The organism is Pseudomonas sp. S44 (assembly GCF_016624805.1).
Classification (GTDB): domain Bacteria; phylum Pseudomonadota; class Gammaproteobacteria; order Pseudomonadales; family Pseudomonadaceae; genus Aquipseudomonas; species Aquipseudomonas machongensis.
This window is the reverse complement of the sequence record NZ_JACVTY010000007.1, coordinates 48,739-74,562: the sequence shown is the minus strand read 5'-3', so window position 1 is coordinate 74,562 and position 25,824 is coordinate 48,739. Positions and strand designations below refer to the sequence as shown.

Here is a 25,824-nt window from a genome sequence, read left to right as displayed (position 1 = left end):
GAGATACCTCTGGCGGTTATCCGAATCCGTTCGGGGGAATGATGGCCTTATGCATCGGCCATGCAGGGACAACGCCCCGGTGTCGGCTTCTATTCCCGTGTTCGATGAATATTTTTCCGTCCCTGGTGCCGCCCTGGGTCAGCAGGCACGCCGGGTTCGCATCTACGCCTTCAACTCGCTGGCTCATTGCGTCAGAATCCCCCTACACGCCGGATGCAGCCAGCAGGCCGCGCGCCGGCTCTACCTTGCAAGCAGAGACCGACCATGCAGGATGCCAGCACCTCTCCAACGCCCACGCCGTCGACCCCACTGCTGGGTATCGACCTGGGGACCACCAACAGCCTTATCGCGGTCTGGCAGGACGGCAAGGCGCAGTTGATCGCCAATGCCGTGGGCGAGGTGCTGACGCCGTCGGTGGTCAGCGTCGACGACGACGGCAGCATCCTGGTGGGCAGCGCCGCCCGCGCCCGCCTGACCACCCACCCCCATCGCACCGCTGCGGCCTTCAAGCGCTTCATGGGCAGTGACAAGCGCTTCGAGCTCGGCGAGCACCGCTTCACCCCGGAAGAGCTCTCGGCTCTGGTGCTGGGTGCGTTGAAGCAGGATGCCGAGGCGTATCTGGGGTGTGCGGTCAGTGAAGCGGTGATTTCGGTGCCGGCCTATTTCAGCGACGAGCAGCGCAAGCGCACGGTCTTCGCTGCGGAGCTGGCGGGGCTGAAGGTGCAGCGCCTGATCAACGAGCCGACCGCGGCCGCCATGGCCTACGGGCTGCACGAGCAGAAGTTCGAGCGCACCCTGGTGTTCGACCTGGGCGGCGGGACCTTCGATGTCACTGTGCTGGAATACGCCTTGCCGCTGATCGAGGTGCATGCCTCAACCGGTGACAACTATCTGGGGGGCGAAGACTTCACCGAGGCCTTGCTCAATGCCTGCCTGCGTGACTGGAACCTCAGTGCCGAAACCCTTGAGCCCCAGGCGCTGTCGAGCCTGCATGATGCGATCGAGCAGCTGAAACGCGAGGTGGGCGAGGGCAGTCGCACCCTGCACTGGAGCGGCGATGGCCAGGCCCGCGAATGGGTGCTTGACCAGGCCCGGCTGCAGTCGATCTGGGCGCCGTTGCTGGCACGGGTACGGACCCCCATCGAGCAGGCCCTGCGTGATGCGCGCCTGAGCCCGCGCGAACTGGACAGCCTGGTGCTGGTCGGCGGGGCCACGCGCATGCCGCAGATCCAGCAACTGGTGGCCAAGCTGTTCGGCCGCCTGCCGTACCGCCACCTCGATCCGGACACCATCGTCGCTCTTGGCGCCGCCAGCCAGGCAGCCTGCAAGGCGCGGGATTCGGCGATCGACGAGTTGATCCTGACCGATGTCTGTCCTTACACCCTGGGGGTCGCCTCGTCCCGTGGCGAGGACGTGTCCGGGGCCTTTACCCCGATCATCGAGCGCAACACGGTGATACCCACCTCGCGTGTGCAGCGCTTCTACAGCAGCCATCCGGAGCAGAAAGTGGTGCGCATCGCCGTGTACCAGGGCGAGCGGCCCTGGGTGCGCGACAACATTCTGGTCGACAGTTTCGAGATTCCGTTGCAGCCGACCGGCCAGGTGCAGTCGCTGGATGTGCGCTTCAGCTACGACATCAATGGCCTGCTCGAAGTGGACGTGACGTTCCTCGAAACCGGACACAAGCACAGCCACAGCATCGACCGCAGCCCGACCGGGCTGGACAGCGACGCCCGCCAGGCCAGCCACGAGCGTCTGGCGAGATTGAAGATCCACCCGCGCGACGCCTTGCCCAATCGCACCCTGCTGGCCCGCCTGGAGCGCGCCTGGATGCAGAGCCTGGGAGATGAGCGCGACCTCATCGGCAGTTGGCTGGACGCCTTCAATGCCGTGCTCGCTGGCCAGCAGGCCACCGAGATCAGTCGCCAGCGCCAGCAGTTGAGCCAGGCGCTGGACGAGCTGCGCTACTGATCAGGGATGATTCAGGCGCCGCAGGGCCACTTGCAGGCCCAGTTGCAACTGGTCGGGGTCGTCCGGTGAAGGGCCATAGCGGTTGGCCAGCTTGTCGCCGGGTAGCCCCACCAGAAGCAGCGGTGCGAATGGCAGCAGGCGGCTGACGGCCAGCAACCCCACCAGTGCCCAGACGCCCTGGCCCAAGTCGCGCAAGCGCCGCAGGAAGGATGTCAACAGCAGCAACACGACAAGGGTCCAGAGCATCGGGCTCTTGGTCGCGGTGGTCAGCGCCGTGCCCGCCAGCAGCATCACGATCACGTGGGCGATGAGGTCGCTGCGATTGAGGCGGCTGTCCAGGCGCCAGAATGCCCAGGAGGGTACCGGGGTCTGGCTGACACGGGCCATCAGCAAGCGTTCGGCGCGAGCCAGTATCGCCATGCTGGCGCAGCGCAGGCCGGTGTCCTGGTCCGGGTCATCCTTGGCTTTCTGCAGGCGCATCAGGCTGCGGGTGCCTGGCGGGGATGCGGATTTGACCAGGTGATTGAAGGCATCGAGGATCTCGTTGAGCAGCTTGCCGTCGACCTTCTCTTCCTGCTCTACCGCTTGGCGCGGCGGACGTTTGACCTTGCCGGCGATCAGGCCATCGCGCAGCGGGGCGAACCAGGGGCTGTCGTTGTTCATCGCCTCGAGGCGATCGCGCAAGCGGGCGCGCTGTTGAGCATCGAGCTCTGGGTCGTGGTACAGCACTGCGCATAGCAGCATGTAGCCCAGTGGGTGGCCGTCGAGGGTACCGACGTCTTCTTCCAGGCATTCGAGCAGACGTACCGCGCTGGGCAGGCGAGTGCTGCCGAACACGTAACCCAGTGTGTGCAGGCGGCTGGCGACCAGGGCCTGCAGCGGGTCGCGGTCGTCCATCCAGCCGAGCAGGGCATTGTGTTCGTTGAACTGAGCCTGACGGGCGATCAGCACCTTGTGCAGGGGGGCGAACGGATGGTCGCTCGGGTAGGTGAGCTGGGCGGCCAGTTGCGGTGGCGCCAGGTCCAGCCAGCGTTGCGGCTGTTGCGCCGTGGCCAGCATGAACAACTGCTGGCGATGCCAGTTCCACAGTGCTTCGCCCTCGACCATCGGCGGCAGCTCGATGCCGTTCAGTGCCAGTTCTTCCATCAGCACCAGGCCGAATGGCACGGTGAACATGCGGCGCATGTCGAAATGCTCGTTCAGCTCGCCCAGCGCTCGCGGCGAATAAACCCGCATGCGCCGCAGCCACTCGCGGCAGGCCGGGTGCAGTGCATCGGCCTTGAGCGCCTCTGGCAGTTCCACCGGCCCCTCGTCATGTGCGCAATACTCCACCAGTGCACGCGCCACCGGTGAGTGTTCGAGCCAATGCAGTTGCTGCGCCGCCTGGCGCTGGAAGCCTTCGAGGATCAAGGCATCGAGCGGGTCGTTGCCCAGGCGCTCATCGACAATGGTGCGCAGCAAGCCGGCTTCACCGCGTTGCAGGGCCCAGGCCTGCCAGTAGCGGCGGTGCAATTCGCGATCGTCCTGGTTGGGCAGCAGCCAGGCGAGCAGCGGCAGTTCGTCGTCGCCGTCCAGGCGCCAGTCGATGTAGGTGGCGGCGATGCCCTCAAGGCCCAGGCGCGAGGCTTCGGACCAGCGCGCCAGTGTCTGCGGCGACTGTGCCGGGCTGCCCAGGACCTGTGCCGGATCGGCCAGGTCGGCGGGCCAGGTGTCGGGCGTGCTCTGCTGGTCGAGGGCCTGGATCAGCAGTGGCAGGCGTTGCGGCTGGTAGCGCGCGCAGAGGTCGAGCAGCCAGCGTTCGGCCTGCGGGTGGCGGTGTTCGCGCCACAGCCGTAGCCAGCAGTCCAGGGCTTGCTGCTCGGCGCCCAGGGCGTCGGCCTGGCGGGCCAGCAAGAACAGCAGGTCGACATCGTCCGGCGCCTGCTGGTGCTGGAGCTGCAGGCGTGCATGCAGGGTGAGGCTGCCGATGCCCACCTGGCTGAACTGTTCGGTCAGACGCTGAACCAGATGCTCGTCGTCGGGGAACGCCACGCAGGTGTGGCACCCGGCGAACTGTGCGTACTCGAACAGCGGGCGCTCCTGATGGTAGTAGCCGAGGCTGCGGAAGTACCAAAGGGTTTCCAGTTGCGCGGCGGGGGACCAGCTTTGCATCAGGCGGGTGTCGAAGGGATCGGGTTCCTCGATGCGCTGCAGGAAGGCCTCTATCTCCTGGGCATCTTCCGGCGCCAGGCGCAGCAACTGCTCGGCCCAGCCCATGCGCTGGGCCAGCAGGCGTGCGCACTGGTACGAGATCGGTCCGCAGTTGCGCAGGTTGTGCAGCAGTCGCCAGCTGAGGTCTTCCAGTTGCTCCAGGGGCAGTTCGTCGAGTTGGGCGATGTAGTCCTGCCAGGCTTGAGGTTCGTAACGGCGAGTGGAGTCTTCGAGCAGTGCATGGAACGCCTCGAAGGCTTCGCTGGTGGACGCTTCGGTCTGCCCTTCGGCTGCTTGCTGCTCGGGCGCCGCGCCGGTTTCGGCGTGTTCGCGGGCCAGGCGCTGTGCTTCCTCGTAGGCGGCGCGCAGGGCCTGGAAGCCTTCGGGATCGGTTTCCGGATGGTGCGTCGGCAGGCGGCCGCGGTAGGCCTGGCGGATGGTGTCGAGGTCCTGGGTCGGCTCGATGCCCAGGCGAATCCAGCAACTCATGACCAGCAGTCCTCTTCCAGTGATGCCGGGCGTTCCGGCTCAGGCAACGGCAGCTCCCAGGGCAGGTCGGCGAGCAGCGCGTTGGCGCCGATCCTCAGGTTCAGGGCAATGCAGCGATTCCAGTGTTCGTTGCCCTGACGCTCCAGGTTGGCGGCGAACGTTTCGTCGCTGCTGTCGGAGACATTCCACAGCGCCTTGCCGAACAGGTACCCGGCGATGTAGCTGTCCCAGCGGTTGTAGTAATGGCGAGCGCGCAAGGCCAGGCGATAGTGCAGGTAGAGGCTTTCGTCGCGGCTGATATGGCCCTTTTTCACCCCGGCGCGCAGCAGAAAGCTCATGCGTCCGATGTCCCAGGCGCGGGTTCCGCCCGGGCCGCAGTCGGGAAAGGTGCGGGCGGCGTAGTTGTACTTGACCTGGTCCCGTGGTGTCAGCGTAGCGAGCAGTGCCTGCCACTGGCTTGGCAGGCAGCGCTGGAACTGCCAGTAGGCGTTGCTCATCTCGCTGGCGTGGCCGTTGTCGGCCATGCCGAGCACGTCGAGCAACTGGGCACGGGTGCTGATGCCCCAGCCGCTTTCCAGGTCGGTCTGGTCTTCGCCTTCGAAGTATTCGGCGGCGGTGTAGCTGGCACCGTTGAGTGCGGCCATCGGGGCGGAGAGGGCATGCAGCCAATGCTGTGCGGATTCGTCCATGAAGAGTGTCCGGGGCGAGGGGTGTGGCGCGATTGTAGAGAGGCAGCAAGGGGGCCGTCTACGCAGGCCTCAACGCCGGCCTTCTTCCGCTCGCAGCGTCAGCACTTCATAGCCCTGCTCGGTCACCGCGACGGTGTGCTCCCACTGCGCCGACAGCCCGCCATCGCGGGTGATCACCGTCCAGCCATCTTTCAGCGTGCGCGTGCCGCGGGCGTCCTGGTTGATCATCGGCTCGATGGTGAACACCATCCCGGGCTTGAGTTTCAGGCCCATGCCGCGCTGGCCGTAGTGCAGCACCTGCGGCGCTTCGTGCATCTGCCGGCCGATGCCGTGGCCGCAGTACTCGCGTACCACGCTGTAGCCCGCCGCCTCGGCGAACTGCTGGATGGCGTGGCCGATATCGCCCAGGGTGGCGCCGGGGCGCACCTGTTCGATGCCTTTCCACAGCGCCTCGTAGGTGGTGTCGACCAGGCGCCGGGCCTCCTCGCTGATTGCGCCGATGCGGTACATCTTCGACGAGTCGGCGATATAGCCGCCCTGTTCCAGGGTGATGTCGACGTTGATGATCGAGCCTTCCTGCAGCACCTCGTCAACCTTGGGCATGCCGTGGCAGACGACCTGGTCCACCGAGGTGTTCAGCGAATAGGGGAACCCGTACTGGCCCTTGCTCGCCGGGCGCGCCTTGAGCGTCTCGACGATGAAGGCTTCGGCGCGGTCATTGATCTGCATCGTGGTCACCCCGGTGCGGATGAAACCGTCAAGGTCGGCGAACACCTGTGCCAGCAACTGCCCGGCCCTGCGCATCAGTGCCAGTTGCTCGGGGTTCTTGAGTATCACCTCGCTCATTGCAGCAGCTCCTTGAGATTCGCTTGTTCCTGGCGCAGCAGTTGACGCAGCAGTTCCTGGTAGGTGGCCTGGGGGTGCAGTTCGGCGAGCATGCCGATGCGGATCCAGTGTTCGGCCTGGGCGTTGATCGAGCGCGACATCGCGGCGCTGGCGATGCGCAGGTCTTCGTGGAGGTCGTCGCAGATCTTGACGATGCCCATGGGGAATCTTCCTGGTATATGAAACGTATACGGATCATATAGTCGGTTGGGCGTCGTGTCATCTTCTGGTGCGCGGGGGTATCAAGACGGGGCGGATATCGCGTCGATGTTTTCGCGGGGCGACCCGCCCTCTGGGCTGCGCAGGCCTGCGGGTGCGGGTTGCCCGCGCCAAGGCCACCGCCATTGCGCAACTGGCCCGCAAATTGCTGATTCAGCAGCATCCGGACCCCTCAACGCCGAGGGGCCCTACATCTTCACGACAAAGGCGCCGTGTTACCCCGCTTGCCCTGCAGGCCGGGTAGCCGGCGCCTTTTGCGTTTTCAGGGAGACCGCCCATGAGCAGCAGCGAGGTGCGCAGCGTTTGCCCGTATTGCGGGGTCGGGTGCGGCATTGTCATGACCGTGGCCGAGGGCAAGGTGGTCAAGATCAGCGGTGACAAACAGCATCCGAGCAACTTCGGACGCCTGTGCACCAAAGGCCTCACCGCACACCTGCCACTGTCCGCTGCCGGACGCATGGAGCACGCCTTCGTGCGCCAGCAGCGCAGCCAGCAGCCGGTGCGCACCGGCATGGACGACGCCATTGCGCAATCGGCCGCGCGCCTGCGCGCGATCATCGACGATCATGGGCCGGATGCCGTGGCGCTCTATGTGTCCGGGCAGATGTCGCTGGAGGCTCAGTACCTGGCCAACAAACTGGCCAAAGGCTTTATCCGCACCCGCCATATCGAATCCAACTCGCGGCTGTGCATGGCCAGTGCCGGCAGCGGCTACAAGCAGTCGCTGGGCGCCGACGGTCCACCGGGCAGCTACCAGGATTTCGAGCGTGCCGAGGTGTTCTTCGTCATTGGCGCCAACATGGCCGACTGTCATCCGATCCTGTTCCTGCGCCTGCTCGACCGAGTGAAGGCCGGGGCTCGGCTGATCGTCGTCGACCCGCGTCGCAGTGCCACCGCCGACAAGGCCGACCTGTTCCTGCAAGTGCGCCCGGGCAGCGATCTGGCTCTGCTCAACGGCTTGCTCTACCTGTTGCACGAGAACGGCCATACAGACATCGACTTCATCGCCCGCCACACCGAGGGCTGGGACGAGATGCCTGCGTTTCTCGCCGACTACCCCCCCGAACGGGTCGCGGCCCTGACCGGCCTTGCCGAGGCCGATATCCGTCAGGCGGCTGCCTGGATCGGCGGGGCGTCGGAGTGGATGAGCTGCTGGACCATGGGCCTCAACCAGAGCATCCATGGCACCTGGCACAGCAACGCGCTGTGCAACCTGCACCTGGCCACCGGCGCGATTTGCCGACCTGGCAGCGGACCGTTCTCGCTGACCGGCCAGCCCAACGCCATGGGCGGCCGTGAGATGGGCTACATGGGCCCGGGCCTGCCGGGCCAACGTTCGGCGCAGGTGGCGGGTGACCGCGATTTCGTCGAGCGGCAGTGGGGCCTGGCGCCGGGCGCGCTGCGCAGCGAAGGCGGTGAAGGCACGGTGGCGCTGTTCGAGCAGATGAAGGCCGGGCAAGTGAAGGCCTGCTGGATCATCTGCAGCAACCCGGTGGCCAGTGTCGCCAACCGCCAGCAGGTGATCGACGGCCTGCACGAGGCGCAGTTGGTGATCGCCCAGGACGCCTTCCTCGACACCGAGACCAACCGCCATGCCGACATCCTGCTGCCGGCCGCGTTGTGGGCCGAGGGCGAGGGTGTGATGATCAACAGCGAGCGCAACCTCACCCTGATGCCGCGTGCGGTCGCAGCGCCCGGCGAAAGCCTTGAGGATTGGCGCATCATCGCCCGCATCGCCTGTGCCATGGGCTATGCCGAGGCGTTCAGCTATGCCGATGCCGAAGCGGTGTACGACGAGATCCGCCGTTTCTGGAACCCCGCCACCGGCTATGACCTGCGTGGCATCGGCTATGCCGAGCTACGCGACAAACCGCGACAGTGGCCAAGTGCGCCCGGGCGCGTGGACGACCGCAGCCCGCTGCGCTATCTCAACGACGGCAGCAGCCAGGCGCTGCTGCACGATACCCAGGGCGAGCGCCCCGCACTGGCCTTTCCCACGCCCAGTGGCAAGGCGCGGTTCTTCGCTCGGCCCTGGCTGGCGCCGGCCGAGCTGCCGGATGCCGACTTTCCGCTGGTGCTCAACACCGGCCGCGTGCAGCACCAGTGGCACACCCTGACCAAGACCGGCAAGGTGCCGAGCCTGAACAAGCTCGAGCCCGGCCCCTTCGTCGAGATCAATCCCGAGGACGCCCGACGCCTGGGCATCGCCGACAAGGATCAGGTGGCGATCCGCTCGCGCCGCGGCCAGGCCGTGCTGCCGGCACGCATCAGCGAGCGGGTGCTGGTCGGCAACTGCTTTGCCCCTTTTCACTGGAACGACCTGTATGGCGAGCAACTGGCGATCAACGCCGTGACCTGCGATGCCGTCGATCCAACCTCCCTGCAACCGGCCTTCAAGCATTGCGCCGTGACCCTGGAGCGGGTTGCAGGCGAACGCATCGAGGCACTCGAGCTGCCCAGCGCGATCCCTACGGAGTCTGCCCTCATGCCCACCGACACCCTGTCTCGCCTGCTGGGCCTGGACAGCCTGCCGGCCCCCGTCCTGGCGGACGAGGAGCGTCTCTACCTGCAGGGCTTTCTGCTCGGCCTTGGGCAGGCGCGCGCACCGGGGGTGCCCAGCCTGCCGCCCGGTGCGCCGCTCGCACCCGCCAGTCGTTTGTTCGTCGATGGCTTGATCGCCGGCCTGTTCGCCCAGCCGGTGGTGGCGCCGGTCGCCATGGCCGAGGTTGCCAGGCATCGGGTGCTGTGGGCCTCGCAGACCGGCAATGGCGAGGCGCTGGCCGAGCGCTGTGCGGCGCATCTGCGCGAAGCGGGCCTGGCCGTCGAGCTGAGCTGCATGGATGCAGTCAGCCCCAGCCAGTTGCGTGGCGCCGCCAGCGTGCTGCTGATCACCAGTACCTTTGGTGACGGCGATGCGCCTGACTGCGCTTCGGCGTTCTGGCAGGCGTTGCAGGGCGAGGAGGGGGCACAGTGTGCGGCACTGCCCTTCGCCGTGCTGGCGTTGGGTGATTCCAGCTACGACCAGTTCTGCGGTTTTGGCCGCAAGCTCGACCAGCGTCTGGCTGAACTGGGCGGCCGACGTCTGCTCGATCGGGTCGATTGCGAACCGGATTTCGATCCATCGTTCGTCACATGGCTGCAGGCGTTGTTGCCGCTGCTGGGGCCGACGGCCGCTGCGCAGGTCACAGCCAAGCCGGCGCCAGTGTTCGGCAGGCAGCAGCCCTGCCTGGCTCCCATCATCGAGAACCGTGTGCTCAATGCGCCCGGAGCGACCAAGGAAACGCGCCAGGTGGTGTTCGACCTGCAAGGCACCGGGCTGGTCTACGAGGCAGGCGATGCGCTGGGTGTCTGGCCGCGCAACTGCCCGGCGCTGGTCCAGGAGCTGCTCGAGCTGATGGGGCTCGATGGCCAGACGTGCGTGCAACTGCCCGACTTGCCGGCGATGCCGTTGGCCGAGGCGATGGAGCGGCACCTGGAGATCGCCCGGGTCACTTCGCAACAGCTTGCAGCCTTCAGCCAGGCGCCGCAGGCCGGTGAACTGCGTCGGTTGCTGCTGCCCGAGCACAAGGCCGAACTCACGGACTGGCTGTGGGGGCGGCAGTTGGCCGATGTGCTCGCTGCCTTCGCGCCGCAACTGTCACTGGAGCACTGGCTGACCCTGCTCAAGCCCTTGCAGCCACGCATGTACTCGATCAGCTCCAGCCCCAAGGCCCATCCACAGCAGGTGCACCTGACTGTTTCAACCGTGCGCTATGGCCAGCGAAAGGGCGTGAGCTCGAGCTTTCTCGCCGACCGCGCCGAAGCGCTGGAGGTGGCGATCTTCCCGCAGGTCGCGCGGCATTTCCGACTGCCGGACGACGATGCCACGCCGCTCATCATGGTTGGCCCTGGCACCGGTATCGCGCCGTTTCGTGCCTTTCTCGAAGAACGCGAAGCCCGCGGTGCGACCGGCGGCAACTGGCTGTTCTTCGGTGAGCAGCATGCTGCCTTCGATTTCTATTACCGCGAGCAGTTGCAGGCCTGGGAGGCCAGCGGTCATCTGCGCCTGAGCACGGCGTTCTCGCGTGACCAGGCCGAGAAGCTGTACGTGCAGCAGCGCATGCTCGAACAGGGTGCCGAGCTGTGGCAGTGGCTGGAGGCGGGGGCTTACTTCTATATCTGCGGCGATGCCCAGCGCATGGCCAAGGATGTCGATGCCGCGCTGCGCCAGGTCGTGGCCGAGCACGGGCGGATGAGCGCCGAGGCGGCGGCGGTTTATGTCGAGGGTTTGAGCAAGAGCAAGCGTTATCGACGCGATGTGTATTGAGTGCACCGGGATGGGGAGCGGTGCACCGGCTTGAGGCGGTGCAGCGTGCGGCGCTCTCGCGCGGCAGGCCCGCTCCTGCAGGTCGCGCAACGCTGCATCCCCTGTTGGCGCGGGCTTGTCCCGCCATAGCGCCAGCACCGATTGCACCTTGGCACGCTCCCTGCTTTTAACGATTTACAACACAGCCCCACTGATCAACGGCGATCAACAGGGGCCTCACACTGATGAGTACAGGCAAAGGCGCCTGGAGCTTCGGCTCCAGGCGCCTTTTTTTGTCTTTGCGTCGGGCAAGCCCCGCACACCGTGATCGAGGATCGGCTATGAAGGCAACAGCGAACGGCGGACAACGAGAGCGACTGGTCATTGTCGGCAACGGCATGGTCGGTCATCACCTGGTCGAGCAACTGATCGAGCGCGGCGCCCTGGCGCGCTTCGAGCTGCGCGTGTTCGGCGAGGAGCGCCAGCGCGCCTACGACCGTGTGCACCTGTCGGAATACTTCGCCGGCAGCAGCGCCGAGGCACTGGCGATGTGCGAGCCCGAATTCTACGGTCAGCACGGCGTGCATCTGCACTTGCACGAAGCGGTGCTGGAGATCGACCGCACGCTGGGCGAAGTGGTCACTGCCCAGGGCCGCTACGGTTACGACCGACTGATCCTCGCCACCGGCTCCTACCCGTTCGTACCGCCGATCGAAGGCTCCACCGGTACCGCCTGCCTGGTCTACCGCACCCTCGACGATCTTGACGACATCCGCGCCTCGGCCGCCGGCGCCCGGCGTGGCGTGGTGGTCGGTGGCGGGTTGCTGGGCCTCGAGGCCGCCAATGCGCTCAAGTCGCTGGGGCTGGAGGCTCATGTCGTGGAGTTCGCGCCACGGCTGATGCCGGTGCAGCTCGATCATGAAGGGGGCGCGGCCTTGCGTGCGCAGATCGAAGCGTTGGGGGTCGGCGTGCATCTGTCTCGCGCCACCCAGTCGATCGACCCGGGCGAAGAGTATCGCCACCGCATGAATTTCGATGGTGGCGAGTACCTGGAAACCGACCTGATCGTGTTCTCTGCCGGTATCCGTCCGCGTGACGCCCTGGGGCGTGCCTGCGAGCTGGAGATCGCGCCGCGCGGCGGTGTGGTCATCGACGGCAACTGCCGCTCCAGCGATCCACGGATCTTTGCCATCGGCGAGTGCGCGTCGTGGAACGGCAGCGTGTTCGGCCTGGTTGCTCCAGGCTACAGCATGGCCCGCAACCTTGCTGCGCTGCTGGTCGGCGAGGCCAGTGCCGAGTTCACCGGTGCCGACATGTCGACCAAGCTCAAGCTGCTGGGGGTCGATGTCGGCTCCATCGGTGACGCCCACGGCGCCACTCCAGGCGCGCGCAGCTACCGCTATATCGACGAGGCCAACGCCAGCTACCGCCGCCTGGTGGTCGACGCCAGCGGCAAGCGGGTGATCGGCGCGGTACTGGTCGGCGACAACAGCTATTACGACACCCTGCTGCAGTACGTACAGAACGGCATCGCCCTGCCGCAGGATCCGGCGGCGCTGATCCTGCCGCAGAGTGGCGGCGCGCCCACGCTCGGTGCCGATGCCCTGCCCGACAGCGCGACCATCTGCTCGTGCCACAACGTCAGCAAGGGTGCGATCTGCGCGGCCATCGACAGTGGCTGCGCGGACCTGGCGGCGGTCAAGGGCTGCACCAAGGCGGCCAGCGGCTGTGGTGGTTGTGCGGGGCTGCTCAAGCAGGTGTTCGAGCACGAACTGACCGCGCGCGGTGTGACCGTCGACAAGAGCCTGTGCGAGCACTTTGCCTACACCCGCCAGGAGCTGTATGCGCTGGTGCGGGTCGAGGGAATTCGTACCTTCAACGAGCTGCTTGAGCGCCACGGCAAGGGGCATGTCGGTTGCGACATCTGCAAGCCGACCGTGGGCTCGATCCTCGCCTCGTGCTGGAACCAGCCGATCATGGATCCCTCGCTGGTACCGCTGCAGGACACCAACGACACCTTCATGGCCAACATGCAGAAGAATGGCACTTACTCGGTGGTGCCGCGCATTCCGGGGGGTGAAATCACCCCCGACAAGTTGATCGTGATCGGCCAGGTGGCGAAGAAATACGACCTATACACCAAGATCACCGGCGGCCAGCGCATCGACCTGTTCGGCGCGCAGTTGCACGAATTGCCGCTGATCTGGGGCGAGCTGATCGAGGCGGGCTTCGAGACCGGCCATGCCTACGGCAAGTCGACCCGCACGGTGAAATCGTGCGTGGGCAGCACCTGGTGCCGCTACGGCGTGCAGGACAGCGTCGCCATGGCCCTGCGCATCGAGGACCGCTACAAGGGCCTGCGCTCGCCGCACAAGCTCAAGTTCGCGGTGTCCGGCTGCACCCGTGAATGCGCCGAGGCGCAGAGCAAGGATATCGGTGTGATCGCCACCGACAAGGGTTGGAACCTGTACGTTTGTGGCAACGGTGGCATGCGCCCGCGCCATGCCGAACTGTTCGCGACCGATCTGGACGACGACACCCTGATCCGCCTGATCGACCGCGTGCTGATGTTCTACATCCGCACCGCCGACAAACTGCAGCGCACCTCGGTGTGGCGCGAAGGGCTGGACGGCGGGCTGGACTATCTCAAGGCGGTGATCCTTGACGATAGCCTGGGCCTTGCCGACGAGCTGGAAGCGCAGATGCAGCATGTGGTCGACCGCTACGAATGCGAATGGGCCAACGCCCTGAAAGACCCGGAGAAGCTCAAGCGCTTCCGCACCTTCGTCAACGACCAGCGGCCCGACCCGGATGTGCATTTCGTGCGTGAGCGCGAACAGCGTCGACCGGCTACGCCGCTGGAGTTGATCCCTACTGTCGAGGAGCTCGTTTGATGAACCTGTCCAATGCTGTCGTTGCACCACAGGATATCTGGCAGTCGGTGTGCCGGGTCGATGATCTGATTGCCGACTCGGGGGTGGTGGTCTGGCTCGACGGCGAGCAGGTCGCGCTGTTCTACCTGCCCGGGCAGGAGCAGACACTGTATGCCGTGGACAACCGCGACCCGCGTTCAGGCGCCAATGTTATCGGGCGGGGATTGATTGGCAGCCTGCAAGGCGAGCTGGTGGTGGCGGCGCCGTTGTACAAGCAGCATTTCAGCTTGCGTGATGGGCGTTGCCTGGAGGATGCGGGGCAGCGGTTGCGGGTGTGGCCGGTGAGGATGGAACGGGGGCAGGTCGAGATTCGCTGTTTCTAGCAGGTATGGCTCCTGCCCGGCCTGTGCAGTACCTGTGGGAGCGGGCTTGCCCGCGAACACCGGCAAAGCCGGTGCCATCTACCGCAGTGTTTGCTTCGCGGGTAAACCCGCTCCCACAGGTACCGCGTAGACCTCGGGTCTGGCTCACTTTTGCAGGTCCTTGGATAAACGTGGCTCCACGGCTTTCAACTACCGCTGCGCGCACATTTGGCTTGAGGGGCACTCGCGGGAGCGTTGGTTTCAACGGCTGTCCTGAATCATAAGTCCTGCCACCTCACGCTTAGCGAATTGATATTGATGGTGAGTGTTCGCCTAAGTGATCCGGACATGATGTCGCATGAGATCTCGTCCTCGTCAATCGAAAGGCAATGCAGCCCGCTGGCGTAATTGAACGCCAGAAGCCTATCGTCAAGATACAGCGATGTCGAAACAGTACCGTCCAGTGAGTAGACCAACTCCAATCGGAGGGGGCCTGTGCCGAGCTTGCAACTCCATTGTGCATACTCTGAGTCGAAATCTGCGACGAGCCCGAGCACCTCGAGCAATGTGGTTTCGAAAGAATCAATCATGGTTTTTGGGCGGGCTGAAAAAATTTATCACATCGTTCAGTGTGTTTTTTACGTATCCAGGAGGCAGGAAAATTTCTCGCACCACGTCATCGTCATGAGCTCTCCAAATGACCCGGTCCGTTGTTTCAAGCATGAGCAGAACCACGACATCGCCATCAAGGCAGGGCGTCAGGTTCAGCGACAGGAACAGCGCACCAATTTTGCTGGAATCAATCCAGTCTTGAGAGTGCTCGTACCCTTGCTCGATCTGGGAAATCACGGCTGATTTGTCCAGATTTCTTAGGGAGTCAGCGTAATCGAGATCATAATTATCGAATTTGACATTGATCATGTTCAGAAAGGTATCGATCTGCGTGATCTCTTCAGTTGCACCAATGAGATGATTGTCTAAAGATAGGTTCACGGCCATCCAACCCGACTTGAAGTTTGGCGCGCAAGTCGAGCAACAGACTGAAAACAACTCCATGTTGCCCGCGTTATAGTAGCTCATGCTGCCGGCCTTTCTTCGCATCGATGAGTGGACAGAGCAGAGTGCGAACCATCGCCACGATTCAAATACCTTTTGATGGCAGAGCCGACCTGACGATGTGCATTTCGATGGCGTGCTCATCGTCGCGCAGCGATATGATGAAATCCGGATCAGTGAAGGCCAATTGAGCGTCGTAGCTTTTGTCGAGTCTGAATAAACTTCCTAGGAATGCACCAAAATCGTACCCGTAAAAATTTAGGCCTATTCTGTTTTCGAAGAACATCCAGCATTCAAATTCTTTGTATATGTTCGAGGCATCAGTTATGGCCGATATGACTTCATTTGCTTTCGTTGGGTGAGGCAGTAAGCGTCCATCTGCCTTCTCAGCGAGAGTGTGCATGGAATTGATCGTTTCTCTATGCCAAGAGAAATCGTCTGGTCGCAAATGTTTAAGTTTATAAGACTGAATCCCAAGAAGGTGTGAAGCATATTTTTGTGCTCTGAGGGTCAGCTGTTTGTTACTCAGGATGCGATCCATTTTTATGTGCGGGCGTTCTTGATTGGTTGCAGGTGTTTGTTGTGTTTTTTTTGGTGGCTCAAGGATTTTGCGTTTTTATTTTCTTTAGCATGCTGTACTTCTTAGGGTGTTCGCGCTCAAAGGTGCTCACGGAGCATTCGTCAAGTTTTTCTTCTTCGTATGCCCAAGAGATTAGATATTCCTGCAGGTGCCTGCTCAAGTTTAAATGTGCGGGCGTGAGGTTTGAAAGTGATAAGCTGTTGGGCTCGGCCTGTCTTATCAGGTGGCGTGCACTGAGTTTGGCAATTATCTCAGTATCGGTGTCTGAGATTTTTGCTAGAGCACTCATGTATTCGTACTGCGCGAAATCTGAAATTCGTGAGAGTGCTACAAGCTCATTCGAAATCCATTGACTGATCAGCGTGGCGCGCAATGGTTTTTGTGCTATTGATTTCAATAATGTAATTAGAGTTTCAGATGAGTCGATAAGAAAGACAAGTGTGTGATTGATGAAGTAGTTAGCGCAGGCGTTGACTTCGGTGCCCGCCGGTCGGTTGGCTTGGGCCGAAAGTGCAAAGGTCAGGATTTCTGAAAAGAATTGCTTGTCGTGCCAGAGGTTGTTGACAGCTTCGCGCTCACGGTACAGTGATAGGAGTGTTTCCTGAGCATCTCTGCTGATATCTTTCACAATGAACACCCTCCTTTAAAGCCTCTGGCGCCTGGCGTGAATGGCCGTCCACCTACAATTGCACCGCCTACCTTGCGCAGGTGCGGCTTTAAAGGCATACGCCATGCACTTATCTCTGACAAATCCGCTTCCGCTGCGATGTCTTTCTGCATGGAAAATTACTCAAGAGCGTATTGATAGCTGCCGGCGATGATCTCGACGTAGCTGTCGTACCCCGCGACGATGTAATGCTTCAATGAAAGAAAGTTGGCGGGGTCATAAAGCGAATTCTTTTCCGCCAACAGCGCTGAATCGACGACCTCATAGAATTTTGGGTCAGGATGAAGCCCGGTCTCACGCCAGGTTTTTACTTCATCGTCTTGACTGCCCAAGATTTCGTAGTTTTGATACTCATGCTCGAAAAAATTGAGTGTTATACAGCGCAGTTCAGCGACGCGTTCAAAAACAAGCGTCGCCATGGCGTAGGTATTCTTCTCGATGTGTTCGAGTCGCTGAGCCTCAACCTGAATCGATACGGCACCTGTTTCGTCGTAATTTGCGTTGAACTGTGTGGTGTTGATGACAAAATCAATTTTCTGAGGGGCGAGCTTTATCATCGATCACGTCCAAAAAAGTCTAAGAGACTCAATGATGAGGATCGCCCTAAGCTCCGAAGTATTTTTTGTATGGTGCTCACAAGGGGTACTCTTCCACGCTCGATGCGTCGATGAAGTCCTCCAGCGTCAGATTGTTTTCGTTTAGAAATTCCATCAATTCATCGACGGATTCAAGTGTTTTAAAATTGCCAAGGCGATCGTATGAGGGGTCAAGGTCTTGCTCTATCTCTTCGATGTTAAATATGTTCAAGCGGGTTTTGAAGCGTGCGTCTTCAATGCGACATTGGTTGGTATAGGGGGAATGGCCGATCATTGAATAGGGTTCGGCCCTGAAAGGGTACGTAGGAATTAAGTGGTCCTGCAGGGATAACTCTATCCAAGCTCTGTCCTTTGGGGTTTCAGGTTTGACCTCTTTCAGTAGAGTTTTGCCTTTGAGGAGGTTTTCCAGATTTTTGCTAGTCATGATTTGTCTAAAGCCTCATGTCCATGGGAAGAAAATATGGATCACTTTTCCATCAGTCTGGTGTACCTGCAGATGAGGTAATGCACCATCTGGGTTTTCGGGGCCGTGCCCCATGACACGATTGCGTTGATGTGGGTCCATCTGGTCATCCCAGTGATAGGTGCCTGCTTTCGTTTTCTTGCCCCCAAGATACTCCATCAAATTTTTCGTGCTAGGACCGCTTTCACCGGTCATGTTTTTATAGTTGTGCCCTAGGTAACGATCCATGAAGAGTTGTTCTGCATCACTTTTCGATTTGACGGTAACCTTGACCGCCCCACTGTCCAGTAGTTTGTTAGCTTTCTCTCGACTGACTGGGCAAGGAATCCAGCCGAGCGGATCTGCATGATTGAGAGGGTTTTTTGGGTAAGCGTAAAGATTGACGCCCCCTCCTAACCCAATCGGATCCTGCTGTGTAAACCGCCCCACCTCCGGATCATAAAACCTGAACGTGTTGTAGTGCAGCCCTGTCTCCCGGTCCAGGTACTGTCCCTGGAACCTCAGGTTCTGCTGACGGTTCTGCCCGGCATGGTGCCATTCTTCCCGACACTTGCCCCAGGTCTCGAACTCACCTTGCCACACGGTCATGCCGTTTTCATCGGTGAGCTGCTCGGGCAGCCCGGCGAGGTTGGTGTGGAAGTAGTGCAGCAGTTCGGCGCCGGGTGCGCCGTCGAGGCGGGCGAGGGGTTCGTAGCTGTCGCTGTCGGCGTAGACGTACAGGCTGGGTTTGTCGTCCTGGATTTCCTGCAACAGGCGCAGACCCTGCCAGAGGAAAAGGGTCTGGCTGACAGGGGTAGCGTGATCGTTGCGGTACAGGCGCTTGGCGATCCTGCGGCCGAGCGGGTCGTAGTCGAATACCACCCGCTCGTGCACCGGCCCGCGCTGCTGGTGTACGCGTACCAGGCGGTGCTCGGCGTCGTAGTCGAAGCGCTGGATCAGGTGCGCGCCAGTACGTTTTTCGCTGAGGCGGCCGAAGCGGTCGTAGCGGTAGCGCTTGTCCTGGTAGACCTTGAGGCGGTTGTGCCGTACGTAGCCCTTGATCGGGTAACCGTCGAGCAGGTTGCCGGCCTTGTCGTAGCCGTAGTGCTCGACCTGTTGGCCATTGCGATGAGGCAGTGTGCGGCTGGCGCCATGGATGCGTTCTGTGGGGCCATAGTCGTAGCGAACCTGACCGCGCTGGACATTGCCGCTGGCGTCGGTGCCGAACAGGCGACCGATGATCTGGGCGTGCGTGGGCGGCTCGCCGTCGCGGGCTCGCTGACACTGGATGAAGTCCTCGCCGATCAGGTTGTCACTGTCGTCATAACGATACTGCTTGCTCAGCAGGGCCAGGCTGCCGGGGCCTGCGCCCTGTACATGCAGGGCTTTTTCCAGCAGGCGCCCGGTGCTGTCGTAGCGGGTCCGGGTCTGGATCCGGCCTTGTGTGCGCAGGACTTCGGCATGCAGCTCGTCGCGCTCGAAATCGCAGATCACCTGGCCGTCGAGGTTGAGCTGATGCAAGTGGCCGCTGCCGTAGTACAGATGGTTGAGGCGTCGGCCATCAGGCAGGGTCAGGGTCTGCAGGTTGCCCAGTTCGTCATGTTCGTAGGCAAGCCGGCCCGCTTCACCGGTTTCGCTCAGCAATTGCCCGAGGGCGTCATGGCTGAAGGCGAGCCGTTTTGGCTCTCCCTGCAGGTTGGTGAAGGTGATCGCCAGAAGGTTGTCGGCGAGGTCATATTCGTAGTCGGTGACGCCGTCGTCGGTGCGCTTGCGCAACAGGCGCCCGGCGTCGTCGTACTCGAAGTATTGCGACTGTATCGACGCTTCGGGTTCCGGCGGGCTGCCGGGGAACGTCGGCTCGGCGTCGCGGGCCGGGTGCAGCCTCGCCTCGATGACATTGCCCGCTGCATCGTAGCGATAGCTGTGACCGCCGCCATCGAGGTTGTGCTGGGCGGCCAGGCGGTCCAGGGCATCCCAGTGGAAGGCGTAGTGCTCGCCGTTTTCGTTTTGCAGACGCTGCAGGCGGTCGTGCGCATCCCAGGCGAAGCGAAGGGTGAGCCCCATGGCGTCGGTGCGTTGGCTGAGGCGCCCACGCTCGTCGTAGTGCCATCGGGTGAGCTGCTGCCCAGGGTCGATGTGCTGGGTCAACTGCCCCGACAGGTTTACCTGGTAGCGGTCGACGCGCCCGTCGGCGCGGGTGCTTTCCAGCAGGTGGCCACGGGCGTCGAAACGATAGCGGGTGCGGTTGTTGCGGCCGTTGAAGACTTCGCTCAGGTGACCGCGCTCGTCATAGCGCCAGAGGGTGGTGCGGTTGGAGCAGTCGCTGTAGCGAATCAGTTGCCCTCGGGCGTTCCATTCCAGCTGGCGGGTCTTGCCCTGTGCATCGATGACCTGTTCCACCCGGCCTTGTCGATCGTGACGGTAGCGCGTGGTGCGCCCCAGTGGGTCGGTGGTACTGATCAGATTGCCGCGGGTGTCGTAGGCATTGCGATAGGTGCGGCCGGCGCCATCGCTGATGTGCGTGGGCAGCGCCCAGTGCTCGGTGTAGGTGGTGCGCTCGCAACGCCCTAGCGGGTCGTGGCTTTCGATCAGGCGCCCGAGTGCATCGTAGTGGTATCGCCACTCGGCGCCTTGCGGGTCGATGCTCGCCAGCAACTGGCCCTGGACGACCTCTTCCTGCCAGCGCTGGCCCAGTGCATCTATGTACACCAATACCTCGTGCAACGGGCCCCACTCGAAATGTTCCTTGCGACCGAGGCTGTCGGTGACCTCGGTATGACCCAGCGCCAGGTCGTAGTGGAAGTGGTAGTCCTCGCCGTCTTCGCTCCAGTGACGGATCACCCGCCACTCATGGTCTGGCTGCGGCTCGAGCAGCGGCGGCAGGTTCGGTGTCGGACGAGGGACGGCGGCGAAGCGCTGCCACTGGTAATGGAAGGTCGCACCGCTGGCCAGGGTGTGACTGGCCATCAGGCCTTCAGGGGTATAGCTGAAGCGTCGCAGCACCTGGCCGCCCGGCTCGTGTACTTCGCTCAGTTGACCGGCAGGGGTGTAAGTGTAGGTGGCGAGGGTTTCACGGCGTTCGACCACAAAGTCGTTGCCCCCGCGCAGGAACAGACGTTGCACCTGGCCGACGCGGCGAGCATGCACGCTGTCGTAGAGCAGTTCGACCACCGTGCGGCCAAAGGTGTCGACCAGGTACTGCAGGCGGCCGTCGTTGTCGTAGAGCAGGTCAAGGCGGTTGAGGTTGCGATCCCCCAGTTGCACCAGGCGTGAACGACTCGGGTCGTGCGGGTCGGTGCGCAGCACCTGGTACTGGCCGCTGTAGATGTCCTCGACCACGGTGATGCCGGCATCCTGATGGAAAAACGCCAGGCCGTCGAGGCTGCTGACCAGCGCGCTGCCTGGCTGCAGGCGCCCCAGTTCGATACGCGTGCCTTCCTCGTCGACATAGATCCACAGCTCGCCCCCTTCAGGGTGGGGGACACGCTCGATGCGCACTTCATAAGGCAGGCTCCAGCCCAGGCCGAACACGCCGTCGCCGCGCGTGTCGTTACTGTCATAGCGCCGGGCCCACTCGATCGGCAGCAGGCCGGGGAGGGCGAAATCCAGGTCGTCAGGGCCATCGAGCAGCTTGGCACCGCTGGAGACGATCACCGGATGGCCCTTGCACTTGGGAATCATCGACTTTGGCTTGGGGGCCTTGCCCGGGCGTGAGCGGGCCTTGCCACCCCGGCGCGAGAGGAGCATGCCGGCGACGATGCCGATGATCTTCGCCAGTGCGCTCTTGCCGTCGCGAATGTCGCGCACCGTCAGGGTGCCGCCGCCGATGCGCACATTGGGTGAGAAGGTCATGCCCACAGGGCCGTCGCAGGTGGTCTTGTCGCCGACCCGAACTGCGGGCTGGCCGTTGATGAAGACCTTGTCCGAACCCTGGGCGAGGAAGTTCTTGGCCGGGTGCTTGCTGCAGGTGACAGTGTCCTCGCCCCTCTCCTGGGTGCCGGGATCGGCGGGTGTAGTGATCGGCGGGTTGAAGATGCTTGCGATGTCCTGGGCCATGCCGATGATCGGGAGCATCATCGAGGCGCCCAGCATGGCGTAGGCACCGACGTTTTCCAGGATGGAGGGTGGCTCGGGGGTGTCGGGCGAGGCCTCGACGCCCAGGCTGATGCCGGCAGCACGGGCAGCGGGCATGCCATTGATATGGACGTTGGCGGAGCCGGTCAGGATGGCGCCATAGGGCTCGGGCGGGAACAACGAGTTGCCGACCCAGTCACTGAAGTCGGAAATGTGTTCGCCGATGCTCTTGTCGCCGCCGCCGGGCAGCGAACTGGCCGCGCCTACCAGCAGGCCGGCGGCCACCGGCACCAGTGCAGCCGCCGCACCGCCGGTGCCGATGGTGGCGGCGACGGCGGCGCCCAAGGCCGCACCCACTGCGGCCGTGGCGGCCGCATAGACCACCGCCTCGGTCAGCGCGCTGGTGAGTTCGGCCATCAACGGTGGGTGCAGTATCAGGTCGTCCTTGCGGGCGGCGTGGAGGTCCTGCGCCATGAATCCGGGCTTCCTTGCTGGAGGGGTGTCAGCGTGTCTGCAGGCTCGCCTTGATGGCTTGCCAGTGCATGAGGTCGTTTTCCGTCAGCGGTGTCTCCTTGCTATAGCTCAGCACCATAAGACGCTGTGCCTGTACATGGGGATAGGCCAGTTGACGCTGGTGCGAGCGAATTTCGCCACGCTGGAACTGCAGGCCGACTTCCAGGCCATGGATGGCTTGCGCCATGCCGCAGGTCGTGGCTTGAGGCTCGGTGATGTGTGCATCGAGGCGACTGCGCAGTTGTTCGAGCTGCTGGCGGTAGACGATGTCGAAGGACTGGTCTGCGGGGAGCGGGCTGCGGGCGATCACCAAGGTGGTGCCGCGCTCGGGGAACGTCAGCATGTTCATGCTGCTGTCCTGCGGCAGCTCTGCTCCCAGGTCTAGTGATAGGTCCTGGGTTTGGTAAAGCGACATCGGTTGGCTCCTTGCCGGGGAAAGCTGCACCCTACAAAGCCAAGCGCCTTGAGGGCAAGCTGCGCATTGTCAGAATGGGATCGAGTCGTTGTAGGAAAGGGTATTCACAGACGACTTGCAGCCCCCATGCACATAGTTACACTGCCGTGCATGAACCTCGATACCCGCATCAAGTACCGCCATCTGCTGTGCTTCCTGGAGATCGCCCGTCAGGGCAGTCTGGCCAGGGCCGCCGATGCCCTGGCGATCAGCCAGCCGGCCATTTCCAAGACGCTCAAGGAGCTTGAGGACTTGCTCGAGACGCGCCTGTTCGAGCGCACCCGACAAGGCGTCGAGCTGACCTCGACGGGTACCCGCTTCATGCGCTACGCCGGGCCCAGCGTGCAGGCGTTGCGCGAAGGCGTCAGCACGGTGCGCGGCGAGGCGCGGGCGCCGTCGCAGGTGCGCATCGGCGTGCTGTCGACGGTCGAGGGATTGTTGATGCCGGAGGTACTGTGTCGCCTGCACCAGCGTCATGAAGCGTTGATGATCAGTGTGGCTACCGGGGTCAGTGCCCAATTGCTGGGGCAACTGCGCCTGGGCGAGCTGGAACTGGTGGTCGGGCGGATGACCGACAGCCCGCAGATCCAGGGCCTTTCCTTCGAGCACCTGTACAGTGAGTCCATGAGCCTGGTGGTGCGTCCCGGCCATCCGTTGCTCGCGCGTCATCCCCTGGACCGAGCGCGGGTTGGCGACTACGCACTGGTGCTGCCGCCAGCAGGCACCACCATTCGCCAGCACGCCGATAGCCTGTTCGTGCAGTGCGGTATCCAGATGCCGGGGCAACGCCTGGAAACCCTGTCCCTGGCTTTGAGCCGGCGCTACCTGCTGGGCAGCGATGCGGTGTGGGTGGCACCGCGGGACGCCGTGCTGATCGACCTGCAGCGTGGTGAGCTGGTCGAGCTCGACCTGGGTGTACGCGAACCGGGAGGCTCGGTGGGTATCTGCCGCAACGCAGCCCTGCCGCTGGGGCTGGCCGCCCAATGGCTGTGCGAGGTATTGCGGGAAGTGGCGGGCGAATACCGGGCCGGCAGCTACCCTTGATTTTCACGGTGGGATGAACATCCCTTCATACAGGAACTTCCTGCCACAAACCCGCTCCTATGCCGGTAGCCATTGGTCATGGCCGCCTGATAAGCTCGCGGCTTTACCCTGATTGCCCTCATGGCGCATGAACAAGGAAATAGCATGAAACAGCATCGTTTGGCGGCTGCGGTTGCCCTGGTAGGCCTGGTCCTGGCTGGCTGCGACGCTCAGACCAGCAGCGTCGAGCTGAAGACCCCAGCACAGAAGGCCTCCTACGGTATCGGCCTCAACATGGGCAAGAGCCTGGCGCAAGAAGGCATGGATGACCTGGACTCCAAAGCGGTGGCCCTGGGTATCGAGGATGCGGTCGGCAAGAAAGAAGCCCGTCTGAAGGACGAAGAGCTGGTTGAAGCCTTCACCGCCCTGCAGAAACGCGCCGAGGAGCGTCTGGCCAAGGCCAGCGAGGAAGCGGCCGCCAAGGGCAAGAAGTTCCTTGAGGACAACGCCAAGAAGCCGGGCGTGGTCACTACCGCCTCGGGTCTGCAGTATGAAGTCGTGAAGAAGGCCGACGGCCCGCAGCCCAAGCCGACCGATGTGGTTACCGTCCACTATGAAGGTAAGCTGATCGATGGCAAGGTCTTCGACAGCTCCATCGAGCGCGGCAACCCGATCGACCTGCCGGTCAGCGGCGTGATCCCAGGTTGGGTCGAAGGCCTGCAACTGATGCACGTCGGTGAGAAGTACAAGCTGTACATCCCGGCCGAGCTGGCTTACGGCGCCCAGAGCCCGAGCCCGCTGATCCCGGCGAACTCCGTACTGGTGTTCGACCTCGAGCTGCTGGCCATCAAGGACCCGAGCAAGCTGGACGCCGAGCCTGCCGAAGCGCCGGCCAAGTAATCTGGCAACCGCGACACCTGACGCCCCGTTTCGACGGGGCGTTTTCATTTTGGCCGCACGCTTGACGCGAACGTCGCGGGTGTCTCACTGTCTGAGCATGAGGTACCTTGAAGCGTACCCAACCGCACGCCTGACGCAAATCGTTTGCCTGTCTGAAACGGTTGTGTAAAAAACGCCCGATCTGAGCGGGACCCTTGCCCCGTGGGCGCCTAGCGCCTGAAAATGCTGCCCTGTTCACAAGGTTATCCACAATAAATGTGGATAACCTTCCTGGCTGATGCTGGAGACACCATGAGCGCACCCTGGAATTTTGCCCGTTTCCTGCCGCTGGCCGAGCGCCTGCTCAGCCGTGGCCGCCTGCCGGCGCTGCTGTTCGCCGTGGCCCGCAAGGGCCCCAAGCTGGGCCAGTTGCGTGACGACCTGCGCCTGATGCAAGGCCTGTGTCTGGCCTGGTGGCGCGGCGAGTACCGTGCTGTAAGCCCCAAGGCGCTGGTGACCATCGTCGCTGGTCTGCTGTATTTCGTCAGCCCCCTGGATGCCATTCCGGACTGGATCGTCGGTGTCGGCTTTCTCGATGACATCGCCGTCCTGGGGTGGGTGCTGAAGACCGTCGGCGACGAGCTGGCGCGCTTCAAGGCATGGCGCGACAGCCAGTCACCCGAGCGCCTGCGTGTGGTCGAGCGGCTGCCGGACAGCCCGGAGGCGTTGCGCCTGGAACGTCCTCGCTCTTGATTTTGGCCTGACCTGCACAGACTCCTGCACTTGGTCATATAATTGGCATAAGCATTATGCCGACGGATTACATGCAGTGAGGGGGTTGTATGGGTATTCAGGTCATCAGTCGGGACGGTCAGCCCGAGTATGCAGTTGTTCCCTGGGCCCAGTACCAGGCGCTGCTCGCGGCAGCCGGGCAGGCGCCAGCCAATATCGACGAACCTCAGGCTGCGGTCACTGAAGACCGTGGCGAAGTCATCGAGCAAAGCGCCAGCTTGCCCGCCCTGGGGGAGCTGGCGCAGTTGCGTCAGGCCAAGGGCCTGGCCCCCGAGCAACTGGCCCGCAGCGTCGGCATCAGCCCCTCGTACCTGGCCATGATCGAGTCGGGCGAGCGTGTGCCTGATGCGGCGATCCAGCGCAGCCTGGCGTGGCACTTGGGAATCGCCGGCTGGAGCGATCCATCATGAGCCAGGTCAGGATCAGTCGTCAGCAATGGCAGCGCCTGCTGGACGAGCTCGACCTGGCCCGCCGTCAACGCCATCTGCTCACCTACAGGGCGCTGCTCGAGCGCCTGGAGCTGCCCACCCCCGCCATGCAAACCCTGACCGCCGCCCTGGAGTATCTGGCGCTGCTCGACGCGCGCGCCGAGCAGCCGCTGCGCAGTTCGTTGGTGATCAGCCAGGGGGCCAGCCGCCTGCCGCGTACCGGCTTCTTCGAGTGTGTCGAGCGCCTGGGGCGGTTTTCCGGGCCGGTCGATGGCATGGAGGCGGCGTCGTGGCATGCGTCCGAAGTGGTGCGGGTGTTCGAGTTCGCTTACCCCGAAGAAGTGACGGCAGGGTAGG

At 63.0% G+C, this 25,824-nt stretch carries 20 protein-coding genes; 9 read left to right on the top strand and 11 right to left on the bottom strand.

Annotation, left to right across the window (positions count from 1 at the left end; genetic code table 11):
• Window positions 1–264: 264 nt before the first annotated feature.
• The gene (locus IAE40_RS08020; protein ID WP_200602975.1) at window positions 265–1,971 is read left to right on the top strand and encodes a molecular chaperone HscC; all 1,707 of its coding nucleotides are present in this window, start codon (window positions 265–267) and stop codon (window positions 1,969–1,971) included.
• Here IAE40_RS08020 and IAE40_RS08015 read toward each other — a convergent pair whose 3' ends face one another.
• From IAE40_RS08015 to IAE40_RS08000, 4 genes are all read right to left on the bottom strand, one after another.
• Window positions 1,972–4,650: a DUF805 domain-containing protein gene (locus IAE40_RS08015; protein ID WP_200602974.1), complete on the bottom strand. Its 2,679-nt coding sequence runs from the start codon at window positions 4,648–4,650 to the stop codon at window positions 1,972–1,974.
• Window positions 4,647–5,339 carry a DUF1266 domain-containing protein gene (locus IAE40_RS08010; protein ID WP_063545825.1) on the bottom strand — a complete coding sequence of 231 codons (693 nt, stop codon included), beginning with the start codon at window positions 5,337–5,339 and terminating at the stop codon, window positions 4,647–4,649. The genes IAE40_RS08015 and IAE40_RS08010 overlap by 4 nt, the downstream gene beginning before the upstream one ends.
• A 69-nt stretch (window positions 5,340–5,408) precedes the next feature.
• Window positions 5,409–6,185 (bottom strand): type I methionyl aminopeptidase, encoded by a 777-nt coding sequence (gene map / locus IAE40_RS08005; protein ID WP_200602973.1) that lies wholly within the window; start codon window positions 6,183–6,185, stop codon window positions 5,409–5,411.
• Window positions 6,182–6,385: a ParD-like family protein gene (locus tag IAE40_RS08000; RefSeq protein ID WP_054890915.1), complete on the bottom strand. Its 204-nt coding sequence runs from the start codon at window positions 6,383–6,385 to the stop codon at window positions 6,182–6,184. The genes map and IAE40_RS08000 overlap by 4 nt, the downstream gene beginning before the upstream one ends.
• 335 nt (window positions 6,386–6,720) lie before the next feature.
• Between IAE40_RS08000 and IAE40_RS07995 the strand changes: the two genes are divergently transcribed.
• The 3 genes from IAE40_RS07995 to nirD all read left to right on the top strand — a co-directional run bounded on the left by IAE40_RS07995 (window position 6,721) and on the right by nirD (window position 13,984).
• Window positions 6,721–10,749 carry a bifunctional nitrate reductase/sulfite reductase flavoprotein subunit alpha gene (locus IAE40_RS07995; RefSeq protein WP_200602972.1) on the top strand — a complete coding sequence of 1,343 codons (4,029 nt, stop codon included), beginning with the start codon at window positions 6,721–6,723 and terminating at the stop codon, window positions 10,747–10,749.
• Between the two features lie 320 nt (window positions 10,750–11,069).
• Window positions 11,070–13,622 carry a nitrite reductase large subunit NirB gene (nirB, locus tag IAE40_RS07990; protein WP_197890694.1) on the top strand — a complete coding sequence of 851 codons (2,553 nt, stop codon included), beginning with the start codon at window positions 11,070–11,072 and terminating at the stop codon, window positions 13,620–13,622.
• Window positions 13,622–13,984 (top strand): nitrite reductase small subunit NirD, encoded by a 363-nt coding sequence (gene nirD, locus IAE40_RS07985; protein ID WP_200602971.1) that lies wholly within the window; start codon window positions 13,622–13,624, stop codon window positions 13,982–13,984. Before nirB ends, nirD begins: the two co-directional genes overlap by 1 nt.
• 561 nt (window positions 13,985–14,545) lie before the next feature.
• Here the strand turns inward: nirD and IAE40_RS07980 are convergent.
• The 7 genes from IAE40_RS07980 to IAE40_RS07950 all read right to left on the bottom strand — a co-directional run bounded on the left by IAE40_RS07980 (window position 14,546) and on the right by IAE40_RS07950 (window position 22,306).
• Window positions 14,546–15,043, bottom strand: coding sequence for an Imm42 family immunity protein (locus IAE40_RS07980; protein ID WP_197890698.1), 498 nt, complete (start codon window positions 15,041–15,043; stop codon window positions 14,546–14,548).
• 61 nt (window positions 15,044–15,104) lie between these two features.
• Entirely contained in the window at window positions 15,105–15,560 is a 456-nt protein-coding gene (locus IAE40_RS07975) for a hypothetical protein (protein WP_200602970.1), read from the bottom strand.
• A gap of 58 nt (window positions 15,561–15,618) precedes the next feature.
• Window positions 15,619–16,227 carry a hypothetical protein gene (locus IAE40_RS07970; RefSeq protein ID WP_200602969.1) on the bottom strand — a complete coding sequence of 203 codons (609 nt, stop codon included), beginning with the start codon at window positions 16,225–16,227 and terminating at the stop codon, window positions 15,619–15,621.
• Between the two features lie 158 nt (window positions 16,228–16,385).
• Entirely contained in the window at window positions 16,386–16,823 is a 438-nt protein-coding gene (locus IAE40_RS07965; protein ID WP_200602968.1) for a hypothetical protein, read from the bottom strand.
• Window positions 16,824–16,899: 76 nt separating this feature from the next.
• Complete coding sequence (locus IAE40_RS07960; protein WP_200602967.1) at window positions 16,900–17,286, bottom strand: hypothetical protein; 387 nt, start codon at window positions 17,284–17,286, stop codon at window positions 16,900–16,902.
• A gap of 15 nt (window positions 17,287–17,301) precedes the next feature.
• Entirely contained in the window at window positions 17,302–21,852 is a 4,551-nt protein-coding gene (locus IAE40_RS07955; RefSeq protein WP_200602966.1) for an RHS repeat-associated core domain-containing protein, read from the bottom strand.
• A gap of 28 nt (window positions 21,853–21,880) precedes the next feature.
• Window positions 21,881–22,306, bottom strand: coding sequence for a DcrB-related protein (locus IAE40_RS07950; protein WP_200602965.1), 426 nt, complete (start codon window positions 22,304–22,306; stop codon window positions 21,881–21,883).
• A 150-nt stretch (window positions 22,307–22,456) separates the two neighbouring features.
• On the opposite strand from IAE40_RS07950, the gene pcaQ reads away from it, so the two are divergent.
• The 5 genes from pcaQ to IAE40_RS07925 all read left to right on the top strand — a co-directional run bounded on the left by pcaQ (window position 22,457) and on the right by IAE40_RS07925 (window position 25,823).
• Window positions 22,457–23,389 (top strand): pca operon transcription factor PcaQ, encoded by a 933-nt coding sequence (pcaQ, locus tag IAE40_RS07945; protein WP_200603014.1) that lies wholly within the window; start codon window positions 22,457–22,459, stop codon window positions 23,387–23,389.
• A gap of 144 nt (window positions 23,390–23,533) precedes the next feature.
• Window positions 23,534–24,268: an FKBP-type peptidyl-prolyl cis-trans isomerase gene (locus IAE40_RS07940; protein WP_054890905.1), complete on the top strand. Its 735-nt coding sequence runs from the start codon at window positions 23,534–23,536 to the stop codon at window positions 24,266–24,268.
• Between the two features lie 291 nt (window positions 24,269–24,559).
• Window positions 24,560–25,000, top strand: a complete 441-nt coding sequence (locus IAE40_RS07935) for a YkvA family protein (RefSeq protein ID WP_200602964.1) — start codon at window positions 24,560–24,562, stop codon at window positions 24,998–25,000.
• Window positions 25,001–25,089: 89 nt separating this feature from the next.
• Window positions 25,090–25,449, top strand: a complete 360-nt coding sequence (locus IAE40_RS07930) for a helix-turn-helix domain-containing protein (protein ID WP_200602963.1) — start codon at window positions 25,090–25,092, stop codon at window positions 25,447–25,449.
• Complete coding sequence (locus IAE40_RS07925; protein ID WP_054890902.1) at window positions 25,446–25,823, top strand: hypothetical protein; 378 nt, start codon at window positions 25,446–25,448, stop codon at window positions 25,821–25,823. The genes IAE40_RS07930 and IAE40_RS07925 overlap by 4 nt, the downstream gene beginning before the upstream one ends.
• The last annotated feature ends 1 nt before the right edge of the window (window position 25,824 follow it).

Coding starts and splice junctions, on each gene's coding strand:
- IAE40_RS08020 (WP_200602975.1), top strand. CDS start 265: ATGCAGGATGCCAGCACCTCTCCAACGCCCACGCCGTCGACCCCACTG.
- IAE40_RS08015 (WP_200602974.1), bottom strand. CDS start 4,650: ATGAGTTGCTGGATTCGCCTGGGCATCGAGCCGACCCAGGACCTCGAC.
- IAE40_RS08010 (WP_063545825.1), bottom strand. CDS start 5,339: ATGGACGAATCCGCACAGCATTGGCTGCATGCCCTCTCCGCCCCGATG.
- map (WP_200602973.1), bottom strand. CDS start 6,185: ATGAGCGAGGTGATACTCAAGAACCCCGAGCAACTGGCACTGATGCGC.
- IAE40_RS08000 (WP_054890915.1), bottom strand. CDS start 6,385: ATGGGCATCGTCAAGATCTGCGACGACCTCCACGAAGACCTGCGCATC.
- IAE40_RS07995 (WP_200602972.1), top strand. CDS start 6,721: ATGAGCAGCAGCGAGGTGCGCAGCGTTTGCCCGTATTGCGGGGTCGGG.
- nirB (WP_197890694.1), top strand. CDS start 11,070: ATGAAGGCAACAGCGAACGGCGGACAACGAGAGCGACTGGTCATTGTC.
- nirD (WP_200602971.1), top strand. CDS start 13,622: ATGAACCTGTCCAATGCTGTCGTTGCACCACAGGATATCTGGCAGTCG.
- IAE40_RS07980 (WP_197890698.1), bottom strand. CDS start 15,043: ATGAGCTACTATAACGCGGGCAACATGGAGTTGTTTTCAGTCTGTTGC.
- IAE40_RS07975 (WP_200602970.1), bottom strand. CDS start 15,560: ATGGATCGCATCCTGAGTAACAAACAGCTGACCCTCAGAGCACAAAAA.
- IAE40_RS07965 (WP_200602968.1), bottom strand. CDS start 16,823: ATGATAAAGCTCGCCCCTCAGAAAATTGATTTTGTCATCAACACCACA.
- IAE40_RS07960 (WP_200602967.1), bottom strand. CDS start 17,286: ATGACTAGCAAAAATCTGGAAAACCTCCTCAAAGGCAAAACTCTACTG.
- IAE40_RS07955 (WP_200602966.1), bottom strand. CDS start 21,852: ATGGCGCAGGACCTCCACGCCGCCCGCAAGGACGACCTGATACTGCAC.
- IAE40_RS07950 (WP_200602965.1), bottom strand. CDS start 22,306: ATGTCGCTTTACCAAACCCAGGACCTATCACTAGACCTGGGAGCAGAG.
- pcaQ (WP_200603014.1), top strand. CDS start 22,457: ATGAACCTCGATACCCGCATCAAGTACCGCCATCTGCTGTGCTTCCTG.
- IAE40_RS07940 (WP_054890905.1), top strand. CDS start 23,534: ATGAAACAGCATCGTTTGGCGGCTGCGGTTGCCCTGGTAGGCCTGGTC.
- IAE40_RS07935 (WP_200602964.1), top strand. CDS start 24,560: ATGAGCGCACCCTGGAATTTTGCCCGTTTCCTGCCGCTGGCCGAGCGC.
- IAE40_RS07930 (WP_200602963.1), top strand. CDS start 25,090: ATGGGTATTCAGGTCATCAGTCGGGACGGTCAGCCCGAGTATGCAGTT.
- IAE40_RS07925 (WP_054890902.1), top strand. CDS start 25,446: ATGAGCCAGGTCAGGATCAGTCGTCAGCAATGGCAGCGCCTGCTGGAC.